The sequence below is a fragment of the Gluconacetobacter liquefaciens genome (assembly GCF_003350405.1).
Classification (GTDB): domain Bacteria; phylum Pseudomonadota; class Alphaproteobacteria; order Acetobacterales; family Acetobacteraceae; genus Gluconacetobacter; species Gluconacetobacter liquefaciens.
Genome location: NZ_QQAW01000001.1, coordinates 524413 through 550405, shown reverse-complemented (window position 1 = coordinate 550405; position 25993 = coordinate 524413). Strand labels below are relative to the sequence as shown.

Sequence of the window (25993 nt, the reverse complement as noted above, 5' to 3'; positions counted from 1 at the left end):
AACCGGAATTCGGTCTTACCATGCCGCACCGTCGCTTGCGGCCCCCGATCGCGGAGAAATGCCCGTGTCCCCTGCCCTGCCTTCTGCCATGCGTGCCGTGATCGTGCGCGAGCCCGGTGCGCCCGAGTCGATGGTCCTGACCGACCTGCCCCTGCCCGTGCCCGGGCCGGGCGAGGTGCTGGTGCGGGTGCAGGCGGCGGGTGTGAACCGGCCCGATCTGATGCAGCGCAAGGGGCTGTATCCGCCGCCGCCGGGGGCCAGCCCGCTGCTGGGGCTGGAAATTGCCGGCGAGGTGGTGGGCAAGGGGCCGGACGCACCGGACTGGCCGGCGATCGGCACGCCGGTCTGCGCGCTGGCGAATGGCGGGGGCTATGCCGAGTATTGCGCGGTGCCGGCCGGGCAGTGCCTGCCCTGGCCGGACGGGTTCGACGCCATCCGCGCCGCCGCCCTGCCCGAGACGTTCTTTACCGTCTGGTCGAACCTGGTGATGACCGCGCATGTCGCAGCCGGGGAGACCGTGCTGATCCATGGCGGGGCCGGCGGCATCGGCACGGCGGCGATCCAGACCGTGCGGGCGCTGGGGGCCGTGCCTTACGTGACCGTGGGCTCGGCCGACAAGGCGGCGCTGTGCCGGGAACTGGGCGCGGAGGCCGCGATCGACTACCGGGAGGAAGATTTCGTCGCGCGGATCGACGCCCTGACCGGGCGGCGAGGCGTGGACGTGGTGCTGGACGTGGTCGGCGGCCCTTATCTGGACCGCAACCTGCGTTGCCTGGCGCCGGGCGGGCGGCTGGTGATCATCGCGCTGCAAGGCGGGGCCAAGGCGCAGGAGGTGGGTGTGGGGCGCATCCTGACGCGGCACCTGACGGTGGCCGGCACCACGCTGCGGCCGCGCGACGGGGCCTATAAGGCCCGCGTGGCCAAGGGGCTCCGCGGGACGCTGTGGCCGAAGCTCTCCGATGGGACGATCGCGCCGCTGATCCATGCCACCTTCCCGCTTGCCGAGGTGGTGGAAGCCCATAAGCTGATGGAGTCGGGCAGCCATTCGGGCAAGATCGTGCTTGATCTGCGTTAATGTTATAACACTGGCCGGACCACTCGGACCCGGCGGGGAGTCCTGCGCCGGCCGTTACGGTTTTCCGCGCCGCCCCAGGGAAAGGATCATGCCATCGTGCTGCTGAACGTCATCGAGCGCGGACCTGACGATCGGTCGGACGCCCATTCCGCGCGTCCGCCCATCGTGCTGCTGCATGGCCTGTTCGGCCGCGCCCGCAATCTGGGCTTTTTCCAGAGGCGACTGGCGCGGACCCGGCGGACGCTGGCGATCGACCTGCGCAACCATGGCGACAGCCCGCATGGGCCGATGGACTACAACACCATGGCCGGCGACCTGCTGGACACGCTGGCCCGCCATGCGGCGTTGCCCGCGACGCTGGTGGGCCATTCGATGGGCGGCAAGGTGGCGATGACGCTGGCGCTGACCCGGCCGGGCATGGTGCACAGCCTGGTGGTGGCCGACATTCCGCCCGCCCGCACCGGGCACGGGCAGTTCTCGCTGGGCGAGCAGATGCTGCGGGTGCGGTTTCCGCACTACCTGAACCGCGCCGAGGCCGATGCCCTGCTGCTGCCCGAGATCCCCAATGCAGACGTGCGGGCGCTGATGCTGCAGAACATCCGGCTGGGCGAGAATCCCGGATGGGTCATCGGGCTGAAGGAGATCGTGGACTCGATGACCAATATCGAGAGCTGGCCTTATATTCCCGAGGGTTACACCTATCCTGGCCCGACCCTGTTCCTGGCCGGTGGAAATTCACCCTATATCCGGCGGGAACATTATACGGTGATGCGCCGGCTGTTCCCCAACTATCATCTGGAACTGATCGAGCATGCCGGCCACTGGCTGCATGTGGAAAACCCCACCCGCTTTGCGGCCCTCGTGGAAGATTTCACGAACCGTTATTGAGAGCGGACCGGACAGGCACGCCGACGCGCATCGTCGATCAGGGTGCGACATATTGCCTGGCCTTCGCCGCCTCGGCCGCGCGCCAGAGATACCAGGCGGCGGCGGAGCGCCAGGGGCTCCAGTCGCGGGCGATCGCGGCCAGTTCGGCGGCCCGGGGCTGGGTGTCCAGCCGCTTGATCACCCGCCAGCCCTCGCGGACCCCGAAATCGTCGACCGGCAGGATGTCGGTGCGGCCCAGCGAGAAGATCAGCAGCATTTCCACCGTCCAGCGCCCGACGCCGCGCAGGGTGGTCAGCCGGGCGATCAGGTCTTCGTCGGTCATCGACTCGGCGTCGTGCCGCGAAGGGATCACGCCGTCGAGCCGGGCCTGGGCGACGCCCCGGATCGCGCGGATCTTGGTGCCGGACAGGCCGCAGGCGCGCAGGTCGGCTTCCGGCAGGGCCAGCAGCGCCTCGGGCGTCGGAAAGGCGCCGCCGGCCAGCGCGACCAGCCGGCCCAGGATGGCGAGTGCCGCCCGGCCGTGGAGTTGCTGGTGGGCGATGGCATTGACCAGCGCCTCGTAGGGCGCGCGGTCGGCGTCCACCCGCAGGCCGCATGGCCCCACCCGGGCCACAAGCGCCGCCAGATCGGGGTCGGCGGCGGAAAGATGGGCACGAAGGGCGTGGTCGGAGAGGGCGATGGCGGAGGACATGATGGGTGAGAGCCTGGCGGAACGGCGGGTGAGCGGCAATGGGGTGCGGATTTTCGGCCCGGTTCCGCGTTCGACGTGGTAACGCCGGGCCGACGGTGACATCATGATACGATATCATGACGGCAAGATATCATGACAACGGGACCGCCAACGGCTAGGGTCCCGAAAGACCACGCGCCGCAGGCGACCACGCGGAGACTCCCGGCACTTCATGACGGTGACACTCAGTCCTTCCTCCCGCCATCGCCAGGCCGAGGAGCCCGTCCTGATCCCGCGCGCGGATGTTCGGGCGCGTTCGGCACGCCCGCCGGAACCGCCGGAGCGCCCCCACGGGCGCGAGGGCCTGCGCCCCGAGCCTGTTGCCCGCCCTGCCGACTACCAGCCGCTGAAACAGTCCGGCGCGCCGATGATCCGGCCGGATACGGTAGCGGAACCGGGCGTTGCGACCGTGCTCGCGATTTCCGCCGCGCTGCATCTGGTGCTGCTGGCGATCATACTCCAGGCGGCGCGCCATCATGCCGGGGGGTCGTCCGCACCCGAGGCGCCGACCGTGGAGATGATGTTCACCCCGCCGGCCTCCAGCGGCCTGCAAGGGCGCAATTCGCCCGACCAGGCGGGGGGCAGCGGGTCGCACGCCAAGCCGACGCCGACCACGCCGCAGCCCGACGAGCCGCAGCCCAGCGATTCCTCGCCCTCGCCCAGCGTGCCATCGCCGCAGACGCCGGCGGCCCCGCCGCTGCCGCGCACGCCGTCGGACCAGACCCTGCCCGACCAGCCTTCTGCCGAGCCCCCCAACCCGGCGATGCAGAGCCCCGGCCAGGCGACCCACCCGACGGCGCACCCCACGCCGCGCCACACGCAGCCGAACCGGCAGCGCACGCCCAGCCATGCGCCTTCGCCCTTCGACCACCCGATGGACCTGTCCTTCGCCCCGTCGCCGGGGCCGGTGCGCCAGCGGCGCGGCCGCGCGGGTGGCTCCGGCGGGCCGATCGACCTGTCGGTGGGGCCGGTGGTACGCAACGGGCAGTTGAACGCGCCCTATTCGAGCCAGACGCAGGTGCGGGGCGTCAGCGAGGATTATGGCGAGGAAATCGACCGCTGGATCCGCACCCACATGTATTATCCCGAGGAAGCGGCCCGTGCCGGCGACGACGGAGCTTCGACAGTGCATGTGGTGCTGGACCGCAGCGGGCGCGTGCGCGGGGTGCGGCTGACGGGCCAGTCGGGATCGTACTATCTGGATGCCGCGACCACCGGCATGTTCCATGGGGCCGAACTGCCGCCGGTACCGCCGGACATGACGGGCGACCATTTCGATATCGACGTGACGATCAACTATATCCTGATCCGGCGCTGACCCCCGGCCAGAGGGCGCTGGAAAGGAGGGCGCTTGCAGCGGAAGGAATGGCGCATGAACGATGATTTCGCCGCGATCCGCGACCGTGTGGGGACGGATTTCGAAGCCTTCGACGATGCGGAAGCAGCGGTGCGGCGCATTGCCGACCTTTACGAAACCGCCGTGCATGCCTTGCGCGCCGCCTTCGGCCGGCGACAGCCCGCCGAACCGGTTGTGCCGACCTATCCCTACCTCGCCTTCGCCGTCAGCCGGGCGCCGCTGGCCGAGGAGACGAGGCCGCCCTTCGACGTGGTGCTGGAGCCGGGATTCTACGGCACCACCCTGACTCACCCGGAACTGTTTCGCGATTACTGGCGCGAGCAGATCGGCATCCTGCTGCATCATTACCGCCAGCCGGTGCTGGTGGGGCGGTCGCGCCGGCCGATCCCGCTGCCTTATGTGATGGAAGAGGCCGTGACCGCCATCACGGAAGATGACCTGCGCCTGTTGCAGCGTCATTACGCGCTGCCGGACCTGCACGCCACCGACGACAGCATCGCCAATTGCGCGCTGATCCCGCACCCGGACGAAGCGCGTCCGCTGTCGCTGTTCACCGCCGAACGTACCGATTATTCGTTGGCGCGGCTGCATCATTATACCGGCACCGCACCACGGCATGTGCAGCGCTTCATCCTGCTGACCAACTATCAGCGGTATGTGGATGCCTTTCGCGACTATGGGCGCGCGCAGGTGGATCTGGGCGGCGAATATGACCGCTTCGTGGAGCCCGGCGACCAGATCCATCGGCGGGGGGATGCCGCCCGGCCGCCTTTGAGCGGATCGCTGCCGCAGATGCCGGCCTATCATCTGTGCCGACCGGATGGCGACGGGATCACGCTGGTGAATATCGGCGTGGGACCGGCCAACGCGAAGACGATTACCGACCATCTGGCGGTGCTGCGGCCGCATTGCTGGCTGATGGTGGGCCATTGCGCCGGCCTGCGGCGGACCCAGCGGCTGGGCGACTACGTGCTGGCGCATGGCTATGTGCGCGACGACCATGTGCTGGACGACGACCTGCCGCCCTGGGTGCCGGTGCCGCCGATCGCCGAAGTGCAGGTGGCGTTGCAGGACGTGACGGCGCGGGTGACCGGGCTGCACGATTCCGAACTGAAGACCCGGTTGCGCACCGGCACGGTGATGACGACCGACAACCGGAACTGGGAATTGCGGCTGAAGGCACTGTTCACGCAGATCAACATGTCGCGATCCATCGCGGTGGACATGGAGTCCGCCACCATTGCCGCCAACGGGTTCCGCTTCCGCGTGCCGTACGGCACCTTGCTGTGCGTGTCTGACAAACCGCTGCATGGCGAGCTGAAATTGCGGGGGATGGCCAATGCCTTCTACCGCGAGCGCGTGGCCCAGCATCTGACGGTAGGAATCGAAACGATGCGCCTGTTGCGCACGCAGGGGGTGGACCGCCTGCATTCGCGCAAGCTACGCGGTTTCGACGAGCCCCCGTTTCGTTGAGTGCATGGCTTCGGCCAAAGCAGGGAGATGATTGCGTGACCGATTCAGACCAGCCGGAAACCGCCCCCGTACCGCCGGCCGGGCCGCCGACCATTCGCGTGGTGGCCATGCCGGCCGATGCCAACGCGGCGGGCGATATCTTTGGCGGCTGGCTGATGTCTCAGATGGATCTGGCCGCCGGCACCGCCGCCGCGTTGCGGGCAAGGGGCCGCTGCGTGACGGTGGCGATCGACAAGGTGATCCTGCATCAGCCGGTGCTGATCGGCGACGAGGTGAGCCTTTATACCGATATCGTGCGTACCGGGCGGTCCTCGATGTCGATCCATGTGCAGACCTGGCGGCGGGCACGCCATTCGCATGAGACGGTGAAGGTGACCGAAGGTGTGTTTACCTTCGTAGCCATCGATGACGATCGCCGGCCCCGGCCTTTGCCGCCGGAGGTGGCGCGCTGAGAGCGGACAGTCTGCGGCTGTCCGCGACGTTATCTTGGCGGCGTTTTCACGCGACAGGCTGGTTTTTCAAACAGGTTTTCAGCCCAGTTCGCTCTGGATCTGGCGGGCGACGCGGAAGATGGTTTCGCGCAGCCAGCGGTGGACCGGGTCGTTGTCGCGCCTTGGGTGCCAGGCCTGGAAGGCTTCGACGCGAGGCAGCGGGAACGGGTAGTCGAACAGCGCCAGGCCGCGTTCGGCCAGCGGCACGCGATGCAGGGCCATGTCGGGCAGCGTCAGGATGAGGTCCGTGTCGCGCATGCTGTCGATCATGGCCTTGTAATGCGGGACGACCAGGACGACGCGGCGGGACAGGCCATACTGGTCGCGCAGGATGCGGTCGATCGGGCCACGGGCGCGGCCACGGCGCGAGATGCTGATATGGTCGTAGCGGGTCAGAGCTTCGGGCGTGATGCCCTCGGCGAAGATCGGGTGATCCTTCCGCACCAGCGCCTTCATGATGTTGTAGAAAATGGTCTGGCGGCGGATTTCCGGCTTCAGCATGTCGGTCGCGCCGATATAGAGGTCGATCGCGTCCTCGCGCAGGGCCTGGTTGGCGGCGTCGTCGACTTCGGGCGCGAAGACCAGTTCGCAGTTCGGGCAGTCCTGCCGCAGCGCGCGCATCAGTGGCAGGGCCATCGGGGCGATGACGACATCGTTGGCGCGGATGGTGAATTTGGGCGCCATGTTGCGCAGGTCGGCCAGGACCTGGGTTTCGATCAGCCCGTCGGCGGCGCGCACGACCGCCTGTACCCGGTCGCGAATGCCCAGCGCGAAGGCGGACGCGATCAGGTGCCGGCCTGACGGCACCAGGATCGGGTCACCGAACACGGTGCGCAATTTGGCCAGGTGGCGGCTCATTGCCGGTTCGCTGACATGCATGCGCCGGGCGGCGATGGAGACGCTCTGCTCTTCAATCAGCACCTGAAGGAAGCGCAACAGGTCGAGATCGTATCCACGCATCCGGGCAGCCTATCTTTTCATGCAGGGGAAAGGCTAGCCGAAACGCTTCCGGAAAGCGGAATCCTGACCTGATCGGAATGGAGGTATTCCGCGTTTCGATTTCGATGATGATCCGGGCATGATTTCGGACCATCCTGACAAACGCGGCAGTGCGGCAGCCCCGGACGGGCCGGCCATGGCTGCGCCGGCAGCCCCCTCGCCCGCGTCCGCGGCGCCGGTGATCCATGCCGCGCCGCCACTGCCGTCCTATATCCCGCCCTTCGGGCTGCGGACGATCATCGGCTGTCTGGGGATGCTGCTGGCCGTGCATGTGGCGGGCTTCAATGAGCACGTGACGGAAATCGGCCTGTCGGACATTCGCGGGGCCATGCATCTGGGCCACGACGAGGGGACTTGGCTGACCACCATCTACGAGGCGTTCAACATCGCATCCATGGCGTTCACGCCGTGGTTTTACATGACGTTCTCGATCTATCGCTTTTCGATCTTCATCACGGCGGTGATGGCGCTGCTGGCGATTCCGGCCCCCTTCATGCCCGACATGACCGCGCTATGCGTGCTGCGGGCCTTCCAGGGGCTGGCGGGTGGGTGCCTGCCGCCGGTGCTGATGACCGTGATGCTGAAATATCTGCCGGCGGAAATTCGTGTTTTCGGCATCGGTGGCTATGCCATGAGTGCGACCTTCGGCCCCAATCTGGGCCTGCCGCTGGAAGCTTTCTGGTTCGAACATGTCGGCTGGCACTGGCTGTATTGGGAGATCATTCCCATGGCGGCGCTGGCGATCGGCATGCTGGCCTACGGGTTGCCGCGCGACCCGATGCATCTGGAGCGGTTCGCGAAATTCAACTGGCTCGGGCTGCTGGTCGGGCTGCCCGCCATCTGCTCGCTCGTGATCGTGCTGTATCAGGGCGACCGGCTGGACTGGTTCCGCTCGCCCGTCATCACGAACCTGGCCATCTGGGGCGGGGCGGCGTTCGTCGTGTTCCTGATCAACGAATCCTTCCATCCCAGCCCGTATTTCAAAATCCATTACTGGCTGTCGCGCAATATCCAGGCCTCGCTGCTGTCGCTGGTGGGGATTCTGGCGATATGCAGCCTGATGGCGGAACTGCCGGCCACCTACCTGGCCGAGGTGCGCGGCTATCGGCCGATCCAGATGGTGCCGGTCTCGCTGGTGGTGGCGTTGCCGCAACTGGTCATGCTTCCGCTGATTGCCGCCATCTGCAACAGCCGGCGCGTCGATTGCCGCTATGTGCTGGCCGGCGGCATGCTGTGCCTGGCGGCGGCGGCATGGTGCGGCACCTGGTTGACGCCCGACTGGGTGCGGGACAATTTCTACATCATCCAGATCCTGCAGGTCTTCGGCCAGCCGATGACGGTGATCCCGACCCTGATGCTGGCGACGCTGGCGCTGGGGCCGGCGGATGGGCCGTTCATCTCGGGCATGGTCAACATGCTCAAGGGGCTGGCCAATGCCGTGGCCTTCGCACTGTTCGCCGCGCTGACGCGGCGGCGGGAACAGTATCACTCCACCATGCTGCTCGACCACCACGGCACGCACGGGCTGGCGCTGCAAGGGCTGGGCGAGCCGATCGGCCAGCAGCTTGCGGGGACCTCGCCCGATGCCGGGCATGTCGCGCGCAATGCGCTGGAGGTCTTTCACACCTTTATTCACGAGCAGGCGCTCGTGCTCGGGCTGGCGGATATCTATTTCATCCTGATCTGGGTCTGCCTGTTCTATGCCGTTCTGAACGTCGTCCTGCCCCGTCGCGTCTATCCGCCTCGCCCGCCGTCGGCGACGGCTCCCGCCCACTGAACCTCGCGGACCCTATCGCATGATTTACAGAAAACCCCTGCTATATGCCGGCAGTACCGCCATCGTGCTCGCGCTTGCCGCCTGGGGCGGCAGCCGGCTGGTGATGGGCAACGGTGTCGACCAATATACCAACGATGCCTATGTGACCGCCGATTTCACCGCCGTGGCCCCCAAGGTTGCCGGCCGGATCGACCGCGTGCTCGCCGAGGATAACGAGGCGGTGCGCGCGGGCGAGGAACTGGCGCATATCGAGGATGACGATTACCGCGCCGCGCTGGATGTGGCCCGTGGCCGGTTGCAGGCCGCGCAGGGCACGGTGGCGAACCTGGAGGCCGAACTGGCACGGCAGGATTCGGTGATTGCCGGGACGAAGGCGGCGGTACGGGCCGACCAGGCGACGCTGCAATTCGCGCGGCAGAACATGGCGCGTTATCGCGACCTGTCGTCGGGCGGGGCGGGCACGGTGGAGCAGAAGCAGGCCACCGAGGCCCGCGAGAAGGAGACCGAGGCAGCCATGGCGCGCGACGAGGCCGCGACCGACAGCGCCGTGCGGCAGGTCGATGTGCTGAAGGCGCAGCTTGCGCGGGCGCAGGGCGAACTGTTGCAGGCGCAGGGTGACGCGCGGCAGGCGGAACTGAACCTGTCTTACTGCACCATTCCGGCCCCGGTGAGCGGCGTTGTCGGCGAGCGCGGGGTACGCGTGGGCGCCTATGTGCATCCGGGCACCGCCGTCCTGGCCGTGGTGCCGACGCAGGCGGCCTATGTGCTGGCGAATTACCAGGAAACCCAGTTGACGCATGTGCAGACGGGGCAGAGTGCGACCGTCTGGGTCGATACCTTCCCCGGCCAGCCGCTGAAGGCGCATGTGGACTCGCTGGCACCGGCGACCGGCGTGGCGTTTGCGCCGATCCAGCCGGATAACGCCACCGGCAATTTCACCAAGGTCGTGCAGCGCGTGCCGGTGAAGCTGACATTCGACCCCGGCCAGCCGCTGGCGGCCAGGGTGCGTGTCGGCATGTCGGTGGAAGTCAGCATCGACACCGCCTCTCAACCCGCAGGCCCGCATGCCCATGACGCACGCTATGTCTGGCGTTAAGGCCCTGTCTGGGAACGCGCGCCGGCGGCGATCGGACGCGCGTTTTCTCCGCTCCGCTTCGGTGCGCGAAAGTCCGTGGCGGGCACGGCCCCCTGGGCTGCTCTCGCTGACCAGTCCACATGTCCAGACAGGTTCTTCCATGATGTGCACCGGACGGCCCGGCCTCCGGCCCTGGGCCGTCATTCTTGGCCTTGCGGCACTGACCGCCTGCACGGTCGGACCCGACTATCACAAGCCGGCGGTGCCGGGCCCGAGTGCGTGGCATCAGAGCGTCGCGCCGGCGGCCAGCCATCCGGTGATGGCTTCGACCGACCCGCAATGGTGGCGGCAGTTCAACGACCCGGTGCTGACCGCGCTGGAACAGGATGTGGCGGCGGAGAACCTCGACCTTCAGGCGGCGTCGCTGCGGCTGATGGAGAGTGCGGCCGAGCGGCGGATTGCCAGCGCGGCGCAGTTTCCGCATGCCGAGGCCAATGCGTCCTATGCGCGGGAGCGGGCCAGCACCAACGGCATTCTCGGCTTGCTGGGCACCATGGAGCGCGAGCAGGCCGGCACCGTGGCCAGCGGCACGCAGGGGTTCGGGCCAACCGCGCTGCCGGGCAGTGTGGGCAATCCGTCGTTCAACCTGCCGCAATACGGCATGAATGCCTCGTGGGAAGTCGATCTGTGGGGGCATGTGCGCCGGCAGGTCGAGGCGGCCACGGCCGCCATGCGCGCCAGCGAGGATATGCGCCGCGACGTGCTGGTGTCGCTGATGGCCGAGACCGCGCAGGATTATATCGACCTGCGGGGCGTGCAGGCGCGGCTGGCGATTCTGGACCACAACATCGCCATTGCGCGCGACAGCGTGCGGCTGACGACGATGCGCTTCGACCGGGGGGCCGCCACGCGGCTGGATGTGGCGGATTCGACGGGGCAATTGCGGGGTTTCGAGGCCCAGCGGTCGCCGCTGGAGCGCCAGCAGGTGCATCTGCTCAATGCGTTGAGTTTTCTGGTGGCCCGGGAGCCTGGGGCGCTGAATGCCCAGCTTGGCAAGCCGGCGCCGATTCCGCCGGTGCCGGCCGACCTGCCCGTCGGGCTGCCGTCGCAACTGGCCGAGCGGCGGCCGGATATCCGCATGGCGGAAGAGCGGCTGCATGTCGCAACTGCCAGTGTCGGCGTGGCGGTGGCGGATTTCTTCCCGCGCATCACGCTGTCCGGGAGCCTCGATATCCAGGCGTTGCAATTCAGCGGGCTGGGATCGTGGGCCTCGCGCCAGTACGGGTTCGGGCCGACGGCGACGCTGCCGCTGTTCGAGGGTGGGCGGCTGACGGGGCAGCTTCGTCTGCGCAAGGCGCAGCAGAAGGAGGCCGCGATCATGCTGCGGCGGACCGTGCTGAAGGCATGGCAGGAAGTGGATGACGCGATGGCCGACCTGGCGACCGCGCAATCGGAACGCGACCGGCTGCGCGAGGCGGTGCGGGAAAACGAGATCGCCGTCGAGACCGCGCGGATGCAATACAAGGCGGGGGCCTCGGACTTCCTGACCGTGCTGACGGTGCAGAACCAGCTTCTGGCCTCGCAGGCGCGCTTCGTGGATGCGACGACCGAGATTTCGCGCGCGGTGACGCAGCTTTACCGTGCGCTTGGCGGCGGGTGGGAGGGCACCTATCCTGACGCCACCCCGGTTTCGCACGGCTGACAAGGATACAGGACCCGATGATCACGATCCGGCGTGCGAGCAGTCTGGGCCAGGTGCGGCAGGGCGATGCGCTGCTGCATTGTCATTTTGCCTTCGGGGCGTTTCAGGACCCGCAGCATGTGCATGACGGGCGCCTGCGTGTGGTCAATGCCGGGCATCTGGCGGCCAATGCAGAGTATTTGCTGGGGCCGGAGCGGAATGTCGATATCGCCACCTGGGTGGTGGACGGCACGCTGACGGCGCGAAGCGACCTGTTCCCCGATGCGAGCATCGGCAGCGGCGGGCTGCATCTGCTTTCGACCGGTGCCGGGTGCCTGTCGATGGGCTGGCGGGCGGGGGCGGCCGGGGCGTCGTTCCTGCAAATGTGGTTTCTGCCCGACGATGAGGGCGGCACGCCGGTGCAGGAGGCGCGGCCGGCTTTTGCGGGGCTGGAGGATGGGGGATTCCGCATTCTCGCTTCCGGCTTTCCCGAGGATGACCCCGAGGAGGCCGGCACCGTGACCGATGGTGCGCCGATGGTGCTGCGGACCCGCGCCCGCCTGCTGCATGCGGCCATCCCGGAGGGAGAAGGCGCGTGCTACCAGACGACGCCCGGGCGGGCGCTTTATCTGGTCGTGGTGCGGGGCGTCGTGACCTTGGAGAATGCCGGTCTTGGCCCCGGCGATGGCGCGCGCATCGATGGCGAGCCGCAATTCGTCGTCATGGCGAGTGAGGATGCGGTGATCCTGCTTGCGGACACGGCGGCGCGGGATAGCGAACTTTGATTGCCTGCATGACGGTTTTTCGATTCTACAGCCTGCGCGACATGTGATCAGCCGTTTGGGCATTGTGCCGCGCCGAGGCGCATGTGCCGTCCGGCTGCCATATTCATGGCCGACCTCCCGACACGACGGATCACGCTGCGTGGCGCGGCCATGGTCCCGGCGGGCTGTCCGGCGCTTATGCGTGTATCATTTCTGGTGACATCGGCCGGCAGGCCTTGCCTCATTGCGACCGAGCCGTAAAGTGACCGGCATTCGGCGCCGAAGAAAAATAGAAGCAGACGATATCTGCTTATACGTATCCTTCAAAATACGCATTGATCATTATTTTTTCGATCATTTTTCAATCCGATACCGAATGGTTCTGGCCGACACCGTCATGATCCATCTGTAATGCAAGGACAATGGATACCCATGAAGACCTTCCCCGTCTGGTTACTGACAGTATCGATCCTCACGCCCGCAGCAGGCTTTGCGGCAGATTGGTCCAAGCATCGGTGCCCTGCCGACGAAGCGGCCTGCCTGACGATTGACGATACCCATAAACCAGCGCCACCCAAGGGGCTGGAATCGGGCCGGATCGTCTTTGCCTTCGGGACCGATGGGTGCCTGGCATCGGCGCCTGTCTGGTATGACGGGGACGATAAGGCCGTAAAGCCCAACCCCGGCATTGCCCTGGGCGGAGCCAAAAACGGGCATTGCAGTTATGCCAATCAGTTGAACAAGGCATATATTGTCTACAATGAAATCGTCTCGAAAAGCGATCCTTCTTACAAGGCACGGATATTTGGCCTCTATGCGGTGAAGGATCAGGCCACCGCAATGCTCCATATCGGTCACAGGCATGAATGGGAACATGCCGTCGTCTGGCTTCATAACGACCAGCCCGAATATGTCTCGACCACCGAGCACAAGGGGCTCAATACGAAAAAGGCAGAGGACGCGGCGCATCTCAAGAATGATCCGAACGCGTTCGGCGTAAAATATATCATCAAGAAGACGACACATTATCTGGATTTCGCGTCGGCAGATAAAAATCACGTCGTGGACAATCCGGACCCGACGCCTGACAAAAGCTGGTTTGCGTCCTCGGATGCCCAGCTTGTGGACTACAGACAGGCGAGCGACCAGTTCAAATCCATCATAGACGATAGAGCCAATTGGGGCGAGACCGTCCCCAGGGTCAATGATCCCAAGTTCCTGAACGATCATAAACCGGGAGAATGGAAAAACATTACGTTCCAATAATTATATAGCTTGATCCGAAGCACTGACGATTCCGCCATGGGGAGGGCTTTTCCCGGCCCTCCCCGCTGTTGCCTGAGTGATGGCATGACGTTTTCATGAAACTGTATGTTTTCACATCATAAAGACGCGTAATCGCCGCAGCGCCCCCTCCCGGCCCTGTGCGACCTGACATACGATGCGCGTTCGGAAACAGGGGAGCGCTGTCGGGTCTGATGCGGTGGATCATGCGGATAGGCGCGGGGCTGTTGGCCTGCGCCGTATCGGGGGTGGGCCATGCCGCAACCCCGGTGGACGAAGCAGCCGTGCTGCGCGACACGCTGCCCAACGGGCTGCGGGTGGTGATCGTGCGCGATGCGCTGACGCCGATGGTTGCGACCCGGCTGGTCTATCTGGCCGGATCGGCCCAGGCATCGGCCGATTTTCCCGGTACGGCGCATGCGGTGGAACATATGATGTTCCGGGGCACGCGAGACCTGGATGCGAACCAGCTCAACCGCATTATCCAGGCGACCGGTGGCATGGCGAATGCCATGACGGGGGTCGACTACACGCAGTATCTCTTCAACGTCGCGCCCGCCGATCTGGGCGTGATCCTGCGTGTGGAGGCCGACCGGATGCGCGGGATCGCGCTCGCCCCCGACCAGTGGGCACGGGAACGCGGTGCGATCGAGCAGGAGGTTTCGGCCGATCGGTCCAGTCCAGGCTATCGGGCGGCGGAACAGTTCAATGCGGCGCTGTTTGCCGGGACACCTTATGCCTGGCGCGGGGTGGGGACACGGGAATCGTTCGACGCGACCGATATTGACCGGCTGAAGCAGTTTCATGACGCGTGGTATGCGCCGAACAATGCGGTGCTGCTGATTGTCGGCGATGTCGTGCCGCAGGCCACGCTGGCGATGGTGCGTGCCGATTTTGCCGATATCCCGCGTCGCACGCTGCCCCGACCGGCCAAGGCGACGGCGGTACCGCCGCTTGCCGCACACACGCTGAGTGCCTCGACCGATTCCGGGGTCGGCACGGTGCAGATCGGCTGGCGGGTGCCCGGCCTGCGGGACCCGGACACGGCAACCCGCCTGATCCTGGCCGATGCCATCAATAACCGACGGGGCGCATTGGGGCGGCTGTCGGTCGAAGGACGGGGGCTGGGCGCCTTCTTCTCATACAGTGGCCGGCATGATTGGGGGCAGGCCGTCGCCACCATCCGCTTTCCGCGCGGTGGCGATCCGGCACGCTACCTGGCCGACCTACAAGCCGTTCTGGCCGATTTTCGCGCGCATGGCGTCCCGCCCGCACAGGTCGAGGCGGCGAAGCGCGCACGGGTGAAGAATGCGGCGTTCGACCGCAACAGCATCCCCGGCCTGACCCAGACCTGGCTGACGGCGCTGGTCGAACGCGCGGTATCGGACCCTGACGCACTGGTGCGCCAGTATGCCGCCGTCACACCTGCCGCCGTCGACGCGCTGGTGAAGCGCGAGTTGATGCCGGAGCAGGCGCTGATCCAGGTCGATCTGCCGACCGACCATATCGCGCCGGCGCATGACAGCGGGTTCGGCGGAGCCGAGAGCTTCGGCGACAAGCCGGTGCCTGACGCGCCGCTGCCGGAGTGGGCTCAGCCGGTGCTGGCAGCGCCACCGGCCCCGCATTTCGCGCCGCCTTCCGCCGACTGGATCTTGCCCAACGGGCTGCGGCTGATCGTCCGCCCCGTTCACCAGACGCATACGATCCTGCTGCGTGGCCGGATTCATGAGAATACCGATCTGGAGGAGCCGTCGGGGCAGGAAGGCGTCGGCCGCCTGACAGCCGGCCTGCTGCCATTCGGCACCGCCACGCGCGACCGGATCGCGACCGAGGCCGCCGTGGAAGATCTGGGCAGCCGCGCCGATCTGGGCGCCTCCTTCGGGCTGGCGGCCCAGACGGCCGATTTCGGCGCGACTCTGGCCCTGCTGGCCGATACCGAGCTGCATCCGGCCTTCCGCGAGGGCGATCTGGCGATCGTGCGCGACAAGTTCGTCCGGGCGCAGAGGGGCTTTCTGCAAACGCCCGGCCATGCGTTCAGCCGCGCGATCCGGTCGGCCCTGGTGCCGAAGGATGACCCCACACTGCGCGAGGCGACGCCGGAGACGATCGGCCGCCTGACGCGCAACGATGTCGTGGCCTATTTCCGGCGCGTCTATCGTCCGGACATGACGGTGATCGAAATCATCGGCGATATCGAACCGCAGGCGGCGCGGGCGGCCGTTCTCTCGGCCTTCGGCGACTGGACGGCCGAGGGGCCGAAGCCGGACGTGACCGCGCGCCCCATCCCCGACCCGCCGGTGGCGAACATCCAGATGGACGGCGAAGGCCGAACGCAGGATCGCGTCTTCCTGATGCAGACGCTTGCCCTGCGCCAGGGCACGGCGGAGACGACGATGTTCGACCTGGGCAACGCGGTGCTGGGCCGGGGATTTTCGTCGCGGCTGTTCCAGGCGCTGCGGGGCAGCTCCGGCTATGTCTACACCGTCGGCAGCACGGTTTCGACCGACAGGACACGCGGCATGTTCTCGATTGCCCTGGGCGCCGACCCCGCGAAGGTGCCGCGCGTGAAGGCCGAGATCCTCTCCATTCTCGACGACATGTGCCACCGGCCGGTCGGCGTGGACGAACTGGGGCGGGTCAGGGCCGGATATCTGCGCACCATGCCGTTTGCCGATGCCTCGCTCGACGCGATCGCGCTGCGTGATGTCGGCCTTGCCACCCGTGGCCTGCCGCTGGACCAGCCGGACCGGAATATCGCGGCCGTCCAGGCGGCGACCCCGGAGCGGGTGCGCGACCTGTTTGCCCGGACCCTCCGCCCGAAGGATCTGTCGACGTTCATTTACGGACCGGCGCCGCCGTAATAGGAACCGTCGACGCCAACCGGCATTCCTGAAACGGCCTCCAGGGAGCCCGTACACGATGCATTTTATCCAGACCTTCAATGGGCCGGCCTTCCTCGACACCATCGTCAGCTATCTTTCGGCTTTTCTGTTCGGCACGCTGATCGGTGCCGAACGCCAGTATCGCCAGCGCACGGCGGGGCTGCGGACCAATGTGCTGGTGGCGGTGGGGGCGGCCGCCTTCGTGGACCTGGCCCAGCGGATCGCCGGCGACGTGGAGGCCGTGCGGGTGATTTCCTACGTCGTGTCGGGCATCGGCTTTCTGGGGGCCGGGGTGATCATGAAAGACGGCACCAATGTGCAGGGGCTGAACACCGCCGCCACCCTATGGTGTTCGGCCGCCGTGGGCGCCTGCACCGGGTGCGACATGCTGGCCGAAGGCGGGTTGCTGACCGTGTTCGTCATTGCCGGCAACACGCTGCTGCGGCCGCTGGTGAATGCCATCGACCGCATTCCGCTTCAGGGACGCGGGGTGGAGGCGAGCTATACCGTCAGCCTGCTGACCGACCGGGCGCATGTCGACACGCTGCGCGACCTGCTGGTGGCGCATCTGGAACAGGCCCGCTTTCCCGTCGCCGATATCGAACTGACCGAACGGGGCGCGGACCAGGTGGAGATTGCCGCCACCCTGACCAGCACCGCCGTGGACCGGGCCGAACTGCAACGGGTGATCGCGCATCTGAGCGCCGCGCATGCGGTGGCGCATGCGAGCTGGCTGGTGACGCCCGAAGCCTGACCGGGCTGGGGCCACCCGGCGGGCGTGCTCAAAACGGCAACAGACTGATGTTTCTTTTATCCTTGAGGTGCCTGTCACGCCTCCGTAATTTCGATCACGAACCAATTACGGGCGGCGATCGTTCGCTTTTCGTAGCAAGACGGGCTATCTGGCTCGCCCGTCTCGGCATCATGGGTGGCGCGACCCGCTTCCGGTACGCACCGGACGCGCGACGGACGAACTGAAAAGGATCGTGGAATGACGTATCTCTCCCGCATGCCCGGATTGCGGGGCCGGTTGCAGGCGATGACCTGCCTGGCCGGCGTATTCTGTATCGCCGCCGTGCCGCAGGGCGCGCGCGCGGCGACCGGCCAGAACAGTCAGACCCCGACCGCCAAGCCGACTGTCGCCAGCCCGTCCGCATCCGCCGCGCCGCGGGCAACCGCCCGTGCCGTTCCGGTCGCGGCCGCACCGCGCGCGCCCGCGTCGGAAGATATTTCGGTGACCTCGCCCCGGCAGGCGCTGAACGGCGGCGGCGGCATGATGCGGCTGGAGACGGCACCGCATGCCGTGCAGACCGTGGCCAAGGAATATATCGACATGCGCGCGCCGACCAGCACGGCGCTGGACCTGATCAAGAACCTGCCCAGCCTGAGCGTCTCGACCCCCGATACCGCCGGCATGCAGGGCGGCATGATCCAGGTACGCGGCCTGACCGACCTGGACATGGGCCTGATGGTGGACGGCGCGCCGGCGGCGGCGGCCAAATACATGGCCGAGAACATCGATTCCGAAAACCTGGAGGAAGTCAACGTCACCCCCGGCAGTTCGGCCACCGACCTGCCCGTGATGTCGGCCGCCGGCGGCGTGATGAACGAGCGCAGCCACACGGCGGCGCAGAAGTTCGGCGGCCTGATGGATTTCTCCTACGGCACCAACAACATGTCGCGCGAGTTCCTGCGCCTGGAATCCGGCGAGATCGGCAATACCGGCGTGCGCAGCTACCTCTCGTTCTCCAACACCCATAGCCGGTCGTGGATGGGTGCGGGCATCAACGAGCGCCACCATCTGGATTTCGGCGTGCAGAAGGACTGGCAGAACGGATCGACTGCCAAGCTGTTCCTGTCGTGGAGCAACGAGAATTTCACCATCGACAATTACCCGACCGAGGACCAGTTCTATCGCTACAAACATACCGGCCAGGGCTGGGGCCGGTCGGCCGACCCCAAGAACGACAATTACTGGCTGAACAGCAAGGACCACTGGAACCAGGTCTTCCTGACCGCGCCGGTGCATATCGTGCTGCCCGCGCGGCTGAGCCTTGACCTGCAACCCTATTTCACCTTCGGTCAGGGCTGGGATGCGTCGCCGAACAACCCCATCTCGAACGCCGACGGGACGCCCTATAGCGGGCCGAACCAGACCGGCTTCTTCCTGCAGAACGATACCCGCGGTGTGGGCACCGTGGCGAAGCTGAACTACCAGATCGACCCGCACAACATGTTCTCGGTCGGATACTGGTATGAAAACACCTACACCAATCAGTCCTACCCCAGCGGCGATACGCGCGCCGATGGTGGCCCGCCCAGCCCGTGGTACCTGTACAAGACCGGCGCCTTCACCTTCGGCCAGAATGCCGGTTACGAGATCCATTCGCTGTTCGTTCAGGATACCGCGAAATATCTGCAGGATCGGCTGGTGATCCATGCCGGGTTCAAGTTCGCGATGATCAATAGCTGGACATCCAGCTTCGCCAATATCGACGGCACCAAGGTGAAGGGGTCGGTCTGCGACAATAGCGGCGACTTCCAGCATTGCAGCAACAACCGCACCGAGCCGCTGCCGCAGCTCTCGATCGGCTATACGTTCAACGAGCATCACCAGATCTACATCAACGCCGAGGGCGATTACCGCCAGCCGAGCGCGGTGGATATGGGCTGGCTGGCATCTGGCCCGAATTTCCTGAAAAACCAGTATTCCATCAAGGAAGAACTGGGATATCGCTACCACGACAAATATATCATCTTCGATATGTCGCTGTTCAACTACAACGTCACGAACCGCATCGTGAACCAGTATGTCGGCATGAACAGCTTCTCGCCCATGTCGATCGGCAACCAGACGATGCGCGGCTTCGACGCCATGATTTCGGGCCGCTCCATCCACGGTTTCAGCCCCTATGCGTCGTTCGAGTACCTGCATGCCACGCAGGATAGCGACGTGATGGACCCCTATACCAACACGCTGATCCATTCCAAGGGCACCCAGGCGGTGATGGCGCCGCGCATCATGGCCAATTTCGGCCTGACCTATACCTACAAGGGCTTCTTCGCCAACGGCAGCCTGCATTACACCGGCCCGCAATCGGTCAGCATCGCCGGCGACCAGCGCATGCCCGGCTTCGTGACGAACACGCTGTCGCTGGGCTATCACTTCCCGGCCTTCCTGTTCGCGAAGTCGCCGACCTTCCGCCTGAACTTCACCAACCTGACCGGGTCGATCGTCCGCACCGGGCCGATGGGCGTGGTTTACCGCGGCAGCGACCTGAACAGCCACAACGTCTACAGCAGCAGCTTTGCCCCCACTCTGGGCTATGGCAACTCCTTCATGGTCGAACCGCGCTTCACCATGACGGGGACCGTCTCGACGGCTTTCTGAGGACCTGCCCGGCTCCCATGGGGCCGGGCTTTTTGGCGTGGTGCGCAGGGCCCTGCCCTGCACCCGGAAGGGGGCCGAGCCCCCTTCACCCCCATTCGTCAGGATCGAAAACCGGTTTGGTGGAAACCCGCCTGTTTGTTGGTTTGAATGCACGCATTTGAACAGGCCCTGGTCCCCCGGAACATGTCCGGCTCTGCCGGGCTGATCTGACGAGACACCCTTGCAAGCCTCGTCAGCGGCGGGCGGCCGCTCGGATGCGCGAATACCATCGCCGGACGCATGGCTGGTGCTATGTTTTTGCGTACCGTCAGCGACTTTCAGGATAGACTCCAAGGATAGGGCCGCCCGCAAACCTTCGTCGCGTTCCGCTCGGTCATCGCTACAGCCTGTCGGAACCAGGCCGAGGGTTCCGCGACAAAGGGCGACGGATCGCGCCTGCTTGCCCTACCTGCTGGAATATCTTGGTATTTTTCTCTTGCACAATATTGATCTGGTTTATTTTGCTGAGATCAGCGTTCCATCTCAAATGGAAAATATAAAATGGGAAATATTCTTTTCATTTTTTGTCTATTCAAATAAAAAAACGTTCCAAAGAAATCGAACTGACCGGACAGACTGCTTTCAGCCTCTTTGTGAGTCTTGCCGAGAGATTGTCAGTGCCGAAAAATTGAAATGACAAATGCTTCGTAATCGCTCAGATCAGAAAAGACTGGTGAGGTAGAATAGGCGATTTGCATATTCTAATCTAATAAACATGTGGATTGCCACTTTTACGCCATCAAGACTGCATTCAGGGACTCTTTCTGTTGAAATGGCATATCTTGTCAGTCGGCAGGGGTTGGCGTAACTGGAAGCCATAAGAACCTTGAGCCGACTTAGCCGTACCCGGTTTGCAGGGCTGCGCTTCAGGTCCATACACATCAATGAAGTTGGGATTGCGATGAACGCCTATTCAGATTACCTGACCGAAATCAAGGACAGAGAAAATCAAGGGCTCGCTCCCAAGCCGATCGACGACGGTGCGCTCGTCCGTGACATTATTACATTGATCGAGGACGCCGGGAACGAGCAGCGGGCCGATGCCCTCAAGTTCTTCATCTACAACACGCTGCCCGGCACCACGAGCGCGGCCGACGTCAAGGCGGCCTTCCTGAAGAAAATCGTGCTGGGCGAAACGGTCGTCCCTGAGATCACGCCCGCCTTTGCCCTCGAACTGCTTTCGCACATGAAGGGTGGCCCGTCGATCAAGGTGCTGCTCGACATCGCCCTCGGCGACGACAGCACGCTCGCCCAGCAGGCGGGTGAGGTGCTGAAGACCCAGGTGTTCCTCTACGACGCCGACATGTTCCGACTGCGCGATGCCTTCAAGGCAGGCAACGCCATCGCGAAGGACGTGCTGGAGAGCTACGCCAAAGCCGAATTCTTCACCAAGCTTCCGGATGTCGAGGACGAGATCCAGGTCGTGACCTTCATCGCGGCTGAAGGCGACATCTCGACCGACCTTCTGTCACCGGGCAACCAGGCGCATTCGCGCTCGGACCGCGAACTGCATGGCAAATGCATGATCTCGCCGGAAGCCCAGCAGGAAATCGTCGCGCTCCAGAAGCAGCACCCCGGCAAGCGGGTGATGATGATCGCCGAAAAGGGCACGATGGGCGTCGGCTCGTCGCGTATGTCCGGCGTGAACAATGTGGCGCTCTGGACCGGCAAGCAGGCCAGCCCGTACGTTCCGTTCGTCAACTTCGCCCCGATCGTCGCGGGGACCAACGGGATCTCGCCGATCTTCGCGACCACCGTTGACGTGACCGGCGGCATCGGCCTGAACCTGAAGGACTGGGTCAAGAAGACCGACGACAACGGCAAGCCGATCCTCAATAACGATGGCAACCCCATCCTTGAGCAGAAATACTCGGTCGAGACCGGCACCGTCCTGAAGATCGATGTGAAGAACAGGCAGCTGCGCGACGAGAACGGCAAGGAACTGGTCGATATCGCCGCCGCGCTCACGCCGCAGAAAATGGAGTTCATGAAGGCGGGCAGTTCCTACGCCATCGTCTTCGGCAAGAAGCTCCAGACGTTCGCGGCCCAGACGCTGGGGATCGAGGCGACCCCGGTCTTCGCACCGAACAAGGAAATTACGGTCAAGGATCAGGGCCTGACCGCGGTCGAGAAGATCTTCAACCGCAATGCCGTCGGCGTCACGCCGGGCAAGGTCCTGCATGCGGGGTCGGATGTCCGCGTGAAGGTGAATATCGTCGGCTCCCAGGACACGACCGGCCTGATGACCGCGCAGGAGCTTGAGGCGATGGCGGCCACCGTCATCTCGCCGCTCGTGGACGGCGCATACCAGTCGGGCTGCCATACGGCATCGGTCTGGGACAAGAAGGCCCAGGCGAATATCCCGAAGCTCATGAAATTCATGAACGATTTCGGCCTGATCACCGCGCGTGACCCCAAGGGCGTCTATCACGCGATGACGGACGTGATCCACAAGGTGCTGAACGACATTACCGTGGATGATTGGGCGATCATCATCGGTGGTGACAGCCATACCCGCATGTCCAAGGGTGTGGCCTTCGGCGCCGACTCCGGCACCGTGGCGCTGGCGCTGGCCACGGGCGAGGCGACGATGCCGATCCCGCAATCGGTCAAGGTCACGTTCAAAGGCACGATGCAGCCGCACATGGACTTCCGTGACGTGGTGCACGCGACCCAGGCGCAGATGCTCAAGCAGTGCGGCGACAACGTCTTCCAGGGCCGCGTCATCGAAGTGCATATCGGCACGCTGCTTGCCGATCAGGCTTTCACCTTCACCGACTGGACGGCCGAGATGAAGGCCAAGGCGGCGATCTGCATCTCGCAGGACGAGCCGCTGATCGAGTCTCTGGAAATCGCCAAGTCGCGTATCCAGATCATGATCGACAAGGGCATGGAAAATGCCGCGGGCACGCTGAAGGGCCTGATCGCCAAAGCCGACAAGCGCATCGCCGAGATCCGCTCGGGCGAGAAGCCCGCGCTGGCACCCGATGACAATGCGAAATATTTCGCCGAGGTCGTGGTTGATCTCGATCAGATCGACGAGCCGATGATCGCCGATCCCGACGTGAACAATCCCGACGTGTCCAAGCGCTATACCCACGACACGATCCGCCCGGTTTCGTACTACGGCGGCACCAAGAAGGTGGACCTTGGTTTCGTGGGCTCCTGCATGGTGCACAAGGGCGATATGAAAATCGTGGCCCAGATGCTCAAGAACCTTGAGAAGGCGGCCGGAAAGGTGGAGTTCAAGGCGCCACTGGTTGTCGCCGCGCCGACCTACAACATCATTGACGAACTGAAGAGCGAGGGGGACTGGGAAATCCTCGAACGCTATTCGGGCTTCGAATTCAATGACCTGCTGCCGAAGGCCACGGCACGGACCGAATACGAGAACATCCTTTATCTGGAGCGCCCCGGCTGCAACCTGTGCATGGGCAACCAGGAGAAGGCGGAAAAGGGCGATACCGTCCTGGCGACGTCGACCCGTCTGTTCCAGGGACGTGTCGTGGAAGATTCCGGCGAGAAGAAGGGTGAATCGCTTCTGGCCTCGACCCCGGTCGTGGTGCTGTCGGCGATCCTTGGCCGCATGCCGAGCAATGAGGAATACAAGGCGGCCGTCGAAGGGATCGATCTGACCACGTTCGCTCCGCCGAAGACGACGCCGATCGACTCGCAGTCCGTCCACTACTAAGGCGTGTCGTTAGTCAACGACTGGGCTTTCGAGCCCAGAACGCCCATTTGATTTGTGATGTTTTCCCTGTTTTTCAGGGGAAACATCAATACGTCTACGTGGCTCGCGTGCGGCCAGCGGGAGTGGATACAGGATCTTCTCCCGCGTCTCGCAGGCCATTCCGGCAGGACGGTGCCGGATAGCTGTCCGGTGGCCGACCGACCTGGAAACTCCACGCCATTGTCGATGCCTCAGGAAAGGCTGCACGCCCCCTGATACCCGATCAGAGCGCCGGCATCACGGAAGCGGACGCCCTGTCCGGATAAAACGATCCCGATACTTTCAATAGCCGGTATAGCGCCCAGGCCGGTGGAAGGTGGCGACCACGCCGCTGATGGCGATGGCGCTGATGGCGGACAGCCCGACATGGGCGAGGTCGATTTTGAGGGTCGACATGGCCAGGATGAAGCAGTCGATGGCGAGTTGGACCTTGCCGACGTTCCAGCCCCGGTTCTTGTAGAGCCATAGCGTGATCACGCCGGTACCGCCGACGCCGGCCTGGTGGCGGGCGAGGGAGAGGATGCCCATGCCGATGACGGTGCCGCCGAAGAAGGCGCCCCAGAGGGGGGCGATGGAGCCCAAGGTCATGATGTGGGGGAAGAGCAGCGCGAACAGGGTGATGCTGCTGCTGACGAGGAAGGTCTTGATCGTGAACGCCCAGCCCATGGTGCGGCTGGCGAAGATGAGGAAGGGAATGTTGATCAGCGTGAACAGCGTGCCCGCCGACAGCGGCAGGACGTAGGACAGCAGCAGCGCCACGCCGGCCACGCCGCCCGTGACCAGACCGGCATGATGCAGGCAGGCCAGCCCGAGCACGATCAGCGAACAGCCGATGACCAGCGCGTAGGCGTCTTCGAACAGCGTATGGCGAAGGGCGGCGGATTCGCCGGAAGACGGGCTGGGCATGGCGGCCATGGGTCTGGGATCAGGGATTGAAATCCCTTCCTAAAAAGGCCGCCGCGCCGTGTAAAGGGCGTGGCCCCGCCACGGTTACTCCGTGGCGCGGTCGATCTTGCGGCCCAGCTTTTCGGCCGGTCCCTTCGGCGGGTCGACGGTGTCCTGCACCTTGTTGCCGAGATTGTCGATCTTCTGGCCCAGGGTCTCGGGCTTCTTCTTGCACCCCGTCAGGGCGACGCAGCACAGGGCGGTGGCCAGGGCGGCGTGGACGAACAGACGCATGGATAATCCCCTTGTTTTTCGTAGGGATACAACGTCGCGAGCCCGTGAAGTTTCCGTGCCCGTCAGGGCGCGGGGGCTGGAGCGGGCGTTTGGGCGGGTGCGGCGGGCGTGCCGCCGTCATCCTGCTGCACTTCGACATCGGCCAGGCGCGACTGTGCCAGGCTGAGGGTGGCCGAAGCCGCGCCTGCCGCGTCGGGCTGGACGTCGGAGAAATAGAACATGCGGGTGGGAAAGGCGAACAGTACCCGGCGCCCCCGGAGGAAATCCATGCCCAGTATGTTGAACTGCGCATTGGTGACATCGGCCGACAGGGATGCCCCGTGCCAGGTGCCGATCGCGACGGGGGCAAAGCGGTGGCGGCGGCCGATGATGGCATTGCCGGCATCGGTGCGCGAGCGCGGATCGGCCGCGAGGGCCGCCTTCCCGACCCCGATATCGGCCGCATCGGCCGTGCGCAGGACCGAGGCGTTGGAGCCGGGTTCGACCTCCATGCCCACCAGCGCGCCATTGAGCGAAACCTGCACCGTGATATCCATGCCCTGCGAATTGGGCATCAGCAGCGCGGAATAGGCGTGCGCACCGACCAGCGCCGGCAGGGGCGGGCATGCGGCGGCGCCGGTCTCCTTGAACAGGGTGACGATGTGGCGGGGGAAATCCATCAGGACATCGTAATTACCCAGAATATCGTAACCCACCACGCCCAGGATCGGGAGGCCCGCCGCCTTGCCGTCCATCCGGCCCAGAATGATGGCCGGGACATGCCGGGCCGTGCCGCGACCGAGTTCCAGCCGGTCGACGGTGGTCTCGAATGTTTCGGCCGGGCCGGTGACCGTTTGCATGTGCAGCGTCCGGCCGTGGTCGTATTCGAGGCCCGGCCGTTCGAAGACGCCCAGCGTCTCCTGCGACACGCCGAGAAAGGCCATGCCCTTGGCCGCATCGAATGTGATCGCCACGCCGGGACTGCCCTCTCCCGTCAGCAGCGGCAGGGACAGGACATGGGCGATACAGGGACCCGCCTGCGGGACCGGCGGCGTGTCGTCCGCCGCACTCGCCACCGGTGCTGCCGGTGGCGGGACAACCGGGGCAATGTGCCGCCCGCGTGCTGCGGCCATCGGCGCTGACAGGAACATCAGCGGGACAGCCGGCAGCAGCATGAGAATGGAACGCACCACGTTCCG

At 65.1% G+C, this 25993-nt stretch carries 19 protein-coding genes; 14 read left to right on the top strand and 5 right to left on the bottom strand.

Annotation, left to right across the window (positions count from 1 at the left end; genetic code table 11):
- Positions 1–88 precede the first annotated feature (88 nt).
- Positions 89–1075 (top strand): NAD(P)H-quinone oxidoreductase, encoded by a 987-nt coding sequence (locus tag C7453_RS02465; protein WP_114725658.1) that lies wholly within the window; start codon positions 89–91, stop codon positions 1073–1075.
- A gap of 96 nt (positions 1076–1171) precedes the next feature.
- Entirely contained in the window at positions 1172–1963 is a 792-nt protein-coding gene (locus C7453_RS02460) for an alpha/beta fold hydrolase (RefSeq protein ID WP_114725656.1), read from the top strand.
- 37 nt (positions 1964–2000) lie between these two features.
- Here C7453_RS02460 and C7453_RS02455 read toward each other — a convergent pair whose 3' ends face one another.
- Positions 2001–2654, bottom strand: coding sequence for a DNA-3-methyladenine glycosylase family protein (locus tag C7453_RS02455; protein ID WP_114725654.1), 654 nt, complete (start codon positions 2652–2654; stop codon positions 2001–2003).
- Positions 2655–2865: 211 nt separating this feature from the next.
- On the opposite strand from C7453_RS02455, the gene C7453_RS02450 reads away from it, so the two are divergent.
- The 3 genes from C7453_RS02450 to C7453_RS02440 all read left to right on the top strand — a co-directional run bounded on the left by C7453_RS02450 (position 2866) and on the right by C7453_RS02440 (position 5975).
- Positions 2866–4011 (top strand): TonB family protein, encoded by a 1146-nt coding sequence (locus C7453_RS02450; protein WP_114725652.1) that lies wholly within the window; start codon positions 2866–2868, stop codon positions 4009–4011.
- Between the two features lie 54 nt (positions 4012–4065).
- Complete coding sequence (locus C7453_RS02445) at positions 4066–5523, top strand: AMP nucleosidase (RefSeq protein WP_114725650.1); 1458 nt, start codon at positions 4066–4068, stop codon at positions 5521–5523.
- A 107-nt stretch (positions 5524–5630) separates the two neighbouring features.
- Positions 5631–5975, top strand: coding sequence for an acyl-CoA thioesterase (locus tag C7453_RS02440; RefSeq protein ID WP_114726092.1), 345 nt, complete (start codon positions 5631–5633; stop codon positions 5973–5975).
- Positions 5976–6053: 78 nt separating this feature from the next.
- On the opposite strand, the gene C7453_RS02435 is transcribed toward C7453_RS02440, so the two are convergent.
- Positions 6054–6974 carry a LysR family transcriptional regulator gene (locus C7453_RS02435; protein WP_114725648.1) on the bottom strand — a complete coding sequence of 307 codons (921 nt, stop codon included), beginning with the start codon at positions 6972–6974 and terminating at the stop codon, positions 6054–6056.
- Positions 6975–7149: 175 nt separating this feature from the next.
- Between C7453_RS02435 and C7453_RS02430 the strand changes: the two genes are divergently transcribed.
- The 9 genes from C7453_RS02430 (at position 7150) to C7453_RS02390 (ending at position 23597) form a co-directional block, all read left to right on the top strand.
- On the top strand, positions 7150–8790 hold the full coding sequence (locus C7453_RS02430) for an MFS transporter (protein ID WP_114726090.1): 1641 nt from the start codon (positions 7150–7152) through the stop codon (positions 8788–8790).
- Between the two features lie 19 nt (positions 8791–8809).
- A complete protein-coding gene (locus C7453_RS02425; RefSeq protein WP_114725646.1) occupies positions 8810–9886 on the top strand; it encodes an HlyD family secretion protein in 1077 nt (358 codons plus the stop codon).
- A gap of 142 nt (positions 9887–10028) precedes the next feature.
- Positions 10029–11567, top strand: coding sequence for an efflux transporter outer membrane subunit (locus C7453_RS02420; protein ID WP_114726088.1), 1539 nt, complete (start codon positions 10029–10031; stop codon positions 11565–11567).
- 17 nt (positions 11568–11584) lie between these two features.
- The gene (locus C7453_RS02415) at positions 11585–12331 is read left to right on the top strand and encodes a pirin family protein (RefSeq protein ID WP_114725644.1); all 747 of its coding nucleotides are present in this window, start codon (positions 11585–11587) and stop codon (positions 12329–12331) included.
- Between the two features lie 411 nt (positions 12332–12742).
- A complete protein-coding gene (locus C7453_RS02410) occupies positions 12743–13576 on the top strand; it encodes an NPP1 family protein (RefSeq protein ID WP_170143081.1) in 834 nt (277 codons plus the stop codon).
- 212 nt (positions 13577–13788) lie between these two features.
- The gene (locus C7453_RS02405) at positions 13789–16455 is read left to right on the top strand and encodes a M16 family metallopeptidase (RefSeq protein WP_114725640.1); all 2667 of its coding nucleotides are present in this window, start codon (positions 13789–13791) and stop codon (positions 16453–16455) included.
- 58 nt (positions 16456–16513) lie between these two features.
- Positions 16514–17230 (top strand): MgtC/SapB family protein, encoded by a 717-nt coding sequence (locus tag C7453_RS02400; protein WP_114725638.1) that lies wholly within the window; start codon positions 16514–16516, stop codon positions 17228–17230.
- Positions 17231–17467: 237 nt separating this feature from the next.
- On the top strand, positions 17468–19867 hold the full coding sequence (locus tag C7453_RS02395; protein ID WP_114725636.1) for a TonB-dependent receptor: 2400 nt from the start codon (positions 17468–17470) through the stop codon (positions 19865–19867).
- A gap of 940 nt (positions 19868–20807) precedes the next feature.
- The gene (locus tag C7453_RS02390) at positions 20808–23597 is read left to right on the top strand and encodes a bifunctional aconitate hydratase 2/2-methylisocitrate dehydratase (protein ID WP_114725634.1); all 2790 of its coding nucleotides are present in this window, start codon (positions 20808–20810) and stop codon (positions 23595–23597) included.
- A gap of 321 nt (positions 23598–23918) precedes the next feature.
- Here C7453_RS02390 and C7453_RS02385 read toward each other — a convergent pair whose 3' ends face one another.
- From C7453_RS02385 to C7453_RS02375, 3 genes are all read right to left on the bottom strand, one after another.
- A complete protein-coding gene (locus tag C7453_RS02385) occupies positions 23919–24551 on the bottom strand; it encodes a YitT family protein (RefSeq protein ID WP_245948714.1) in 633 nt (210 codons plus the stop codon).
- 75 nt (positions 24552–24626) lie between these two features.
- The gene (locus C7453_RS02380) at positions 24627–24815 is read right to left on the bottom strand and encodes a hypothetical protein (protein ID WP_114725632.1); all 189 of its coding nucleotides are present in this window, start codon (positions 24813–24815) and stop codon (positions 24627–24629) included.
- 62 nt (positions 24816–24877) lie between these two features.
- Entirely contained in the window at positions 24878–25987 is a 1110-nt protein-coding gene (locus C7453_RS02375; protein WP_147280859.1) for a pepsin/retropepsin-like aspartic protease family protein, read from the bottom strand.
- Positions 25988–25993: the final 6 nt, after the last annotated feature.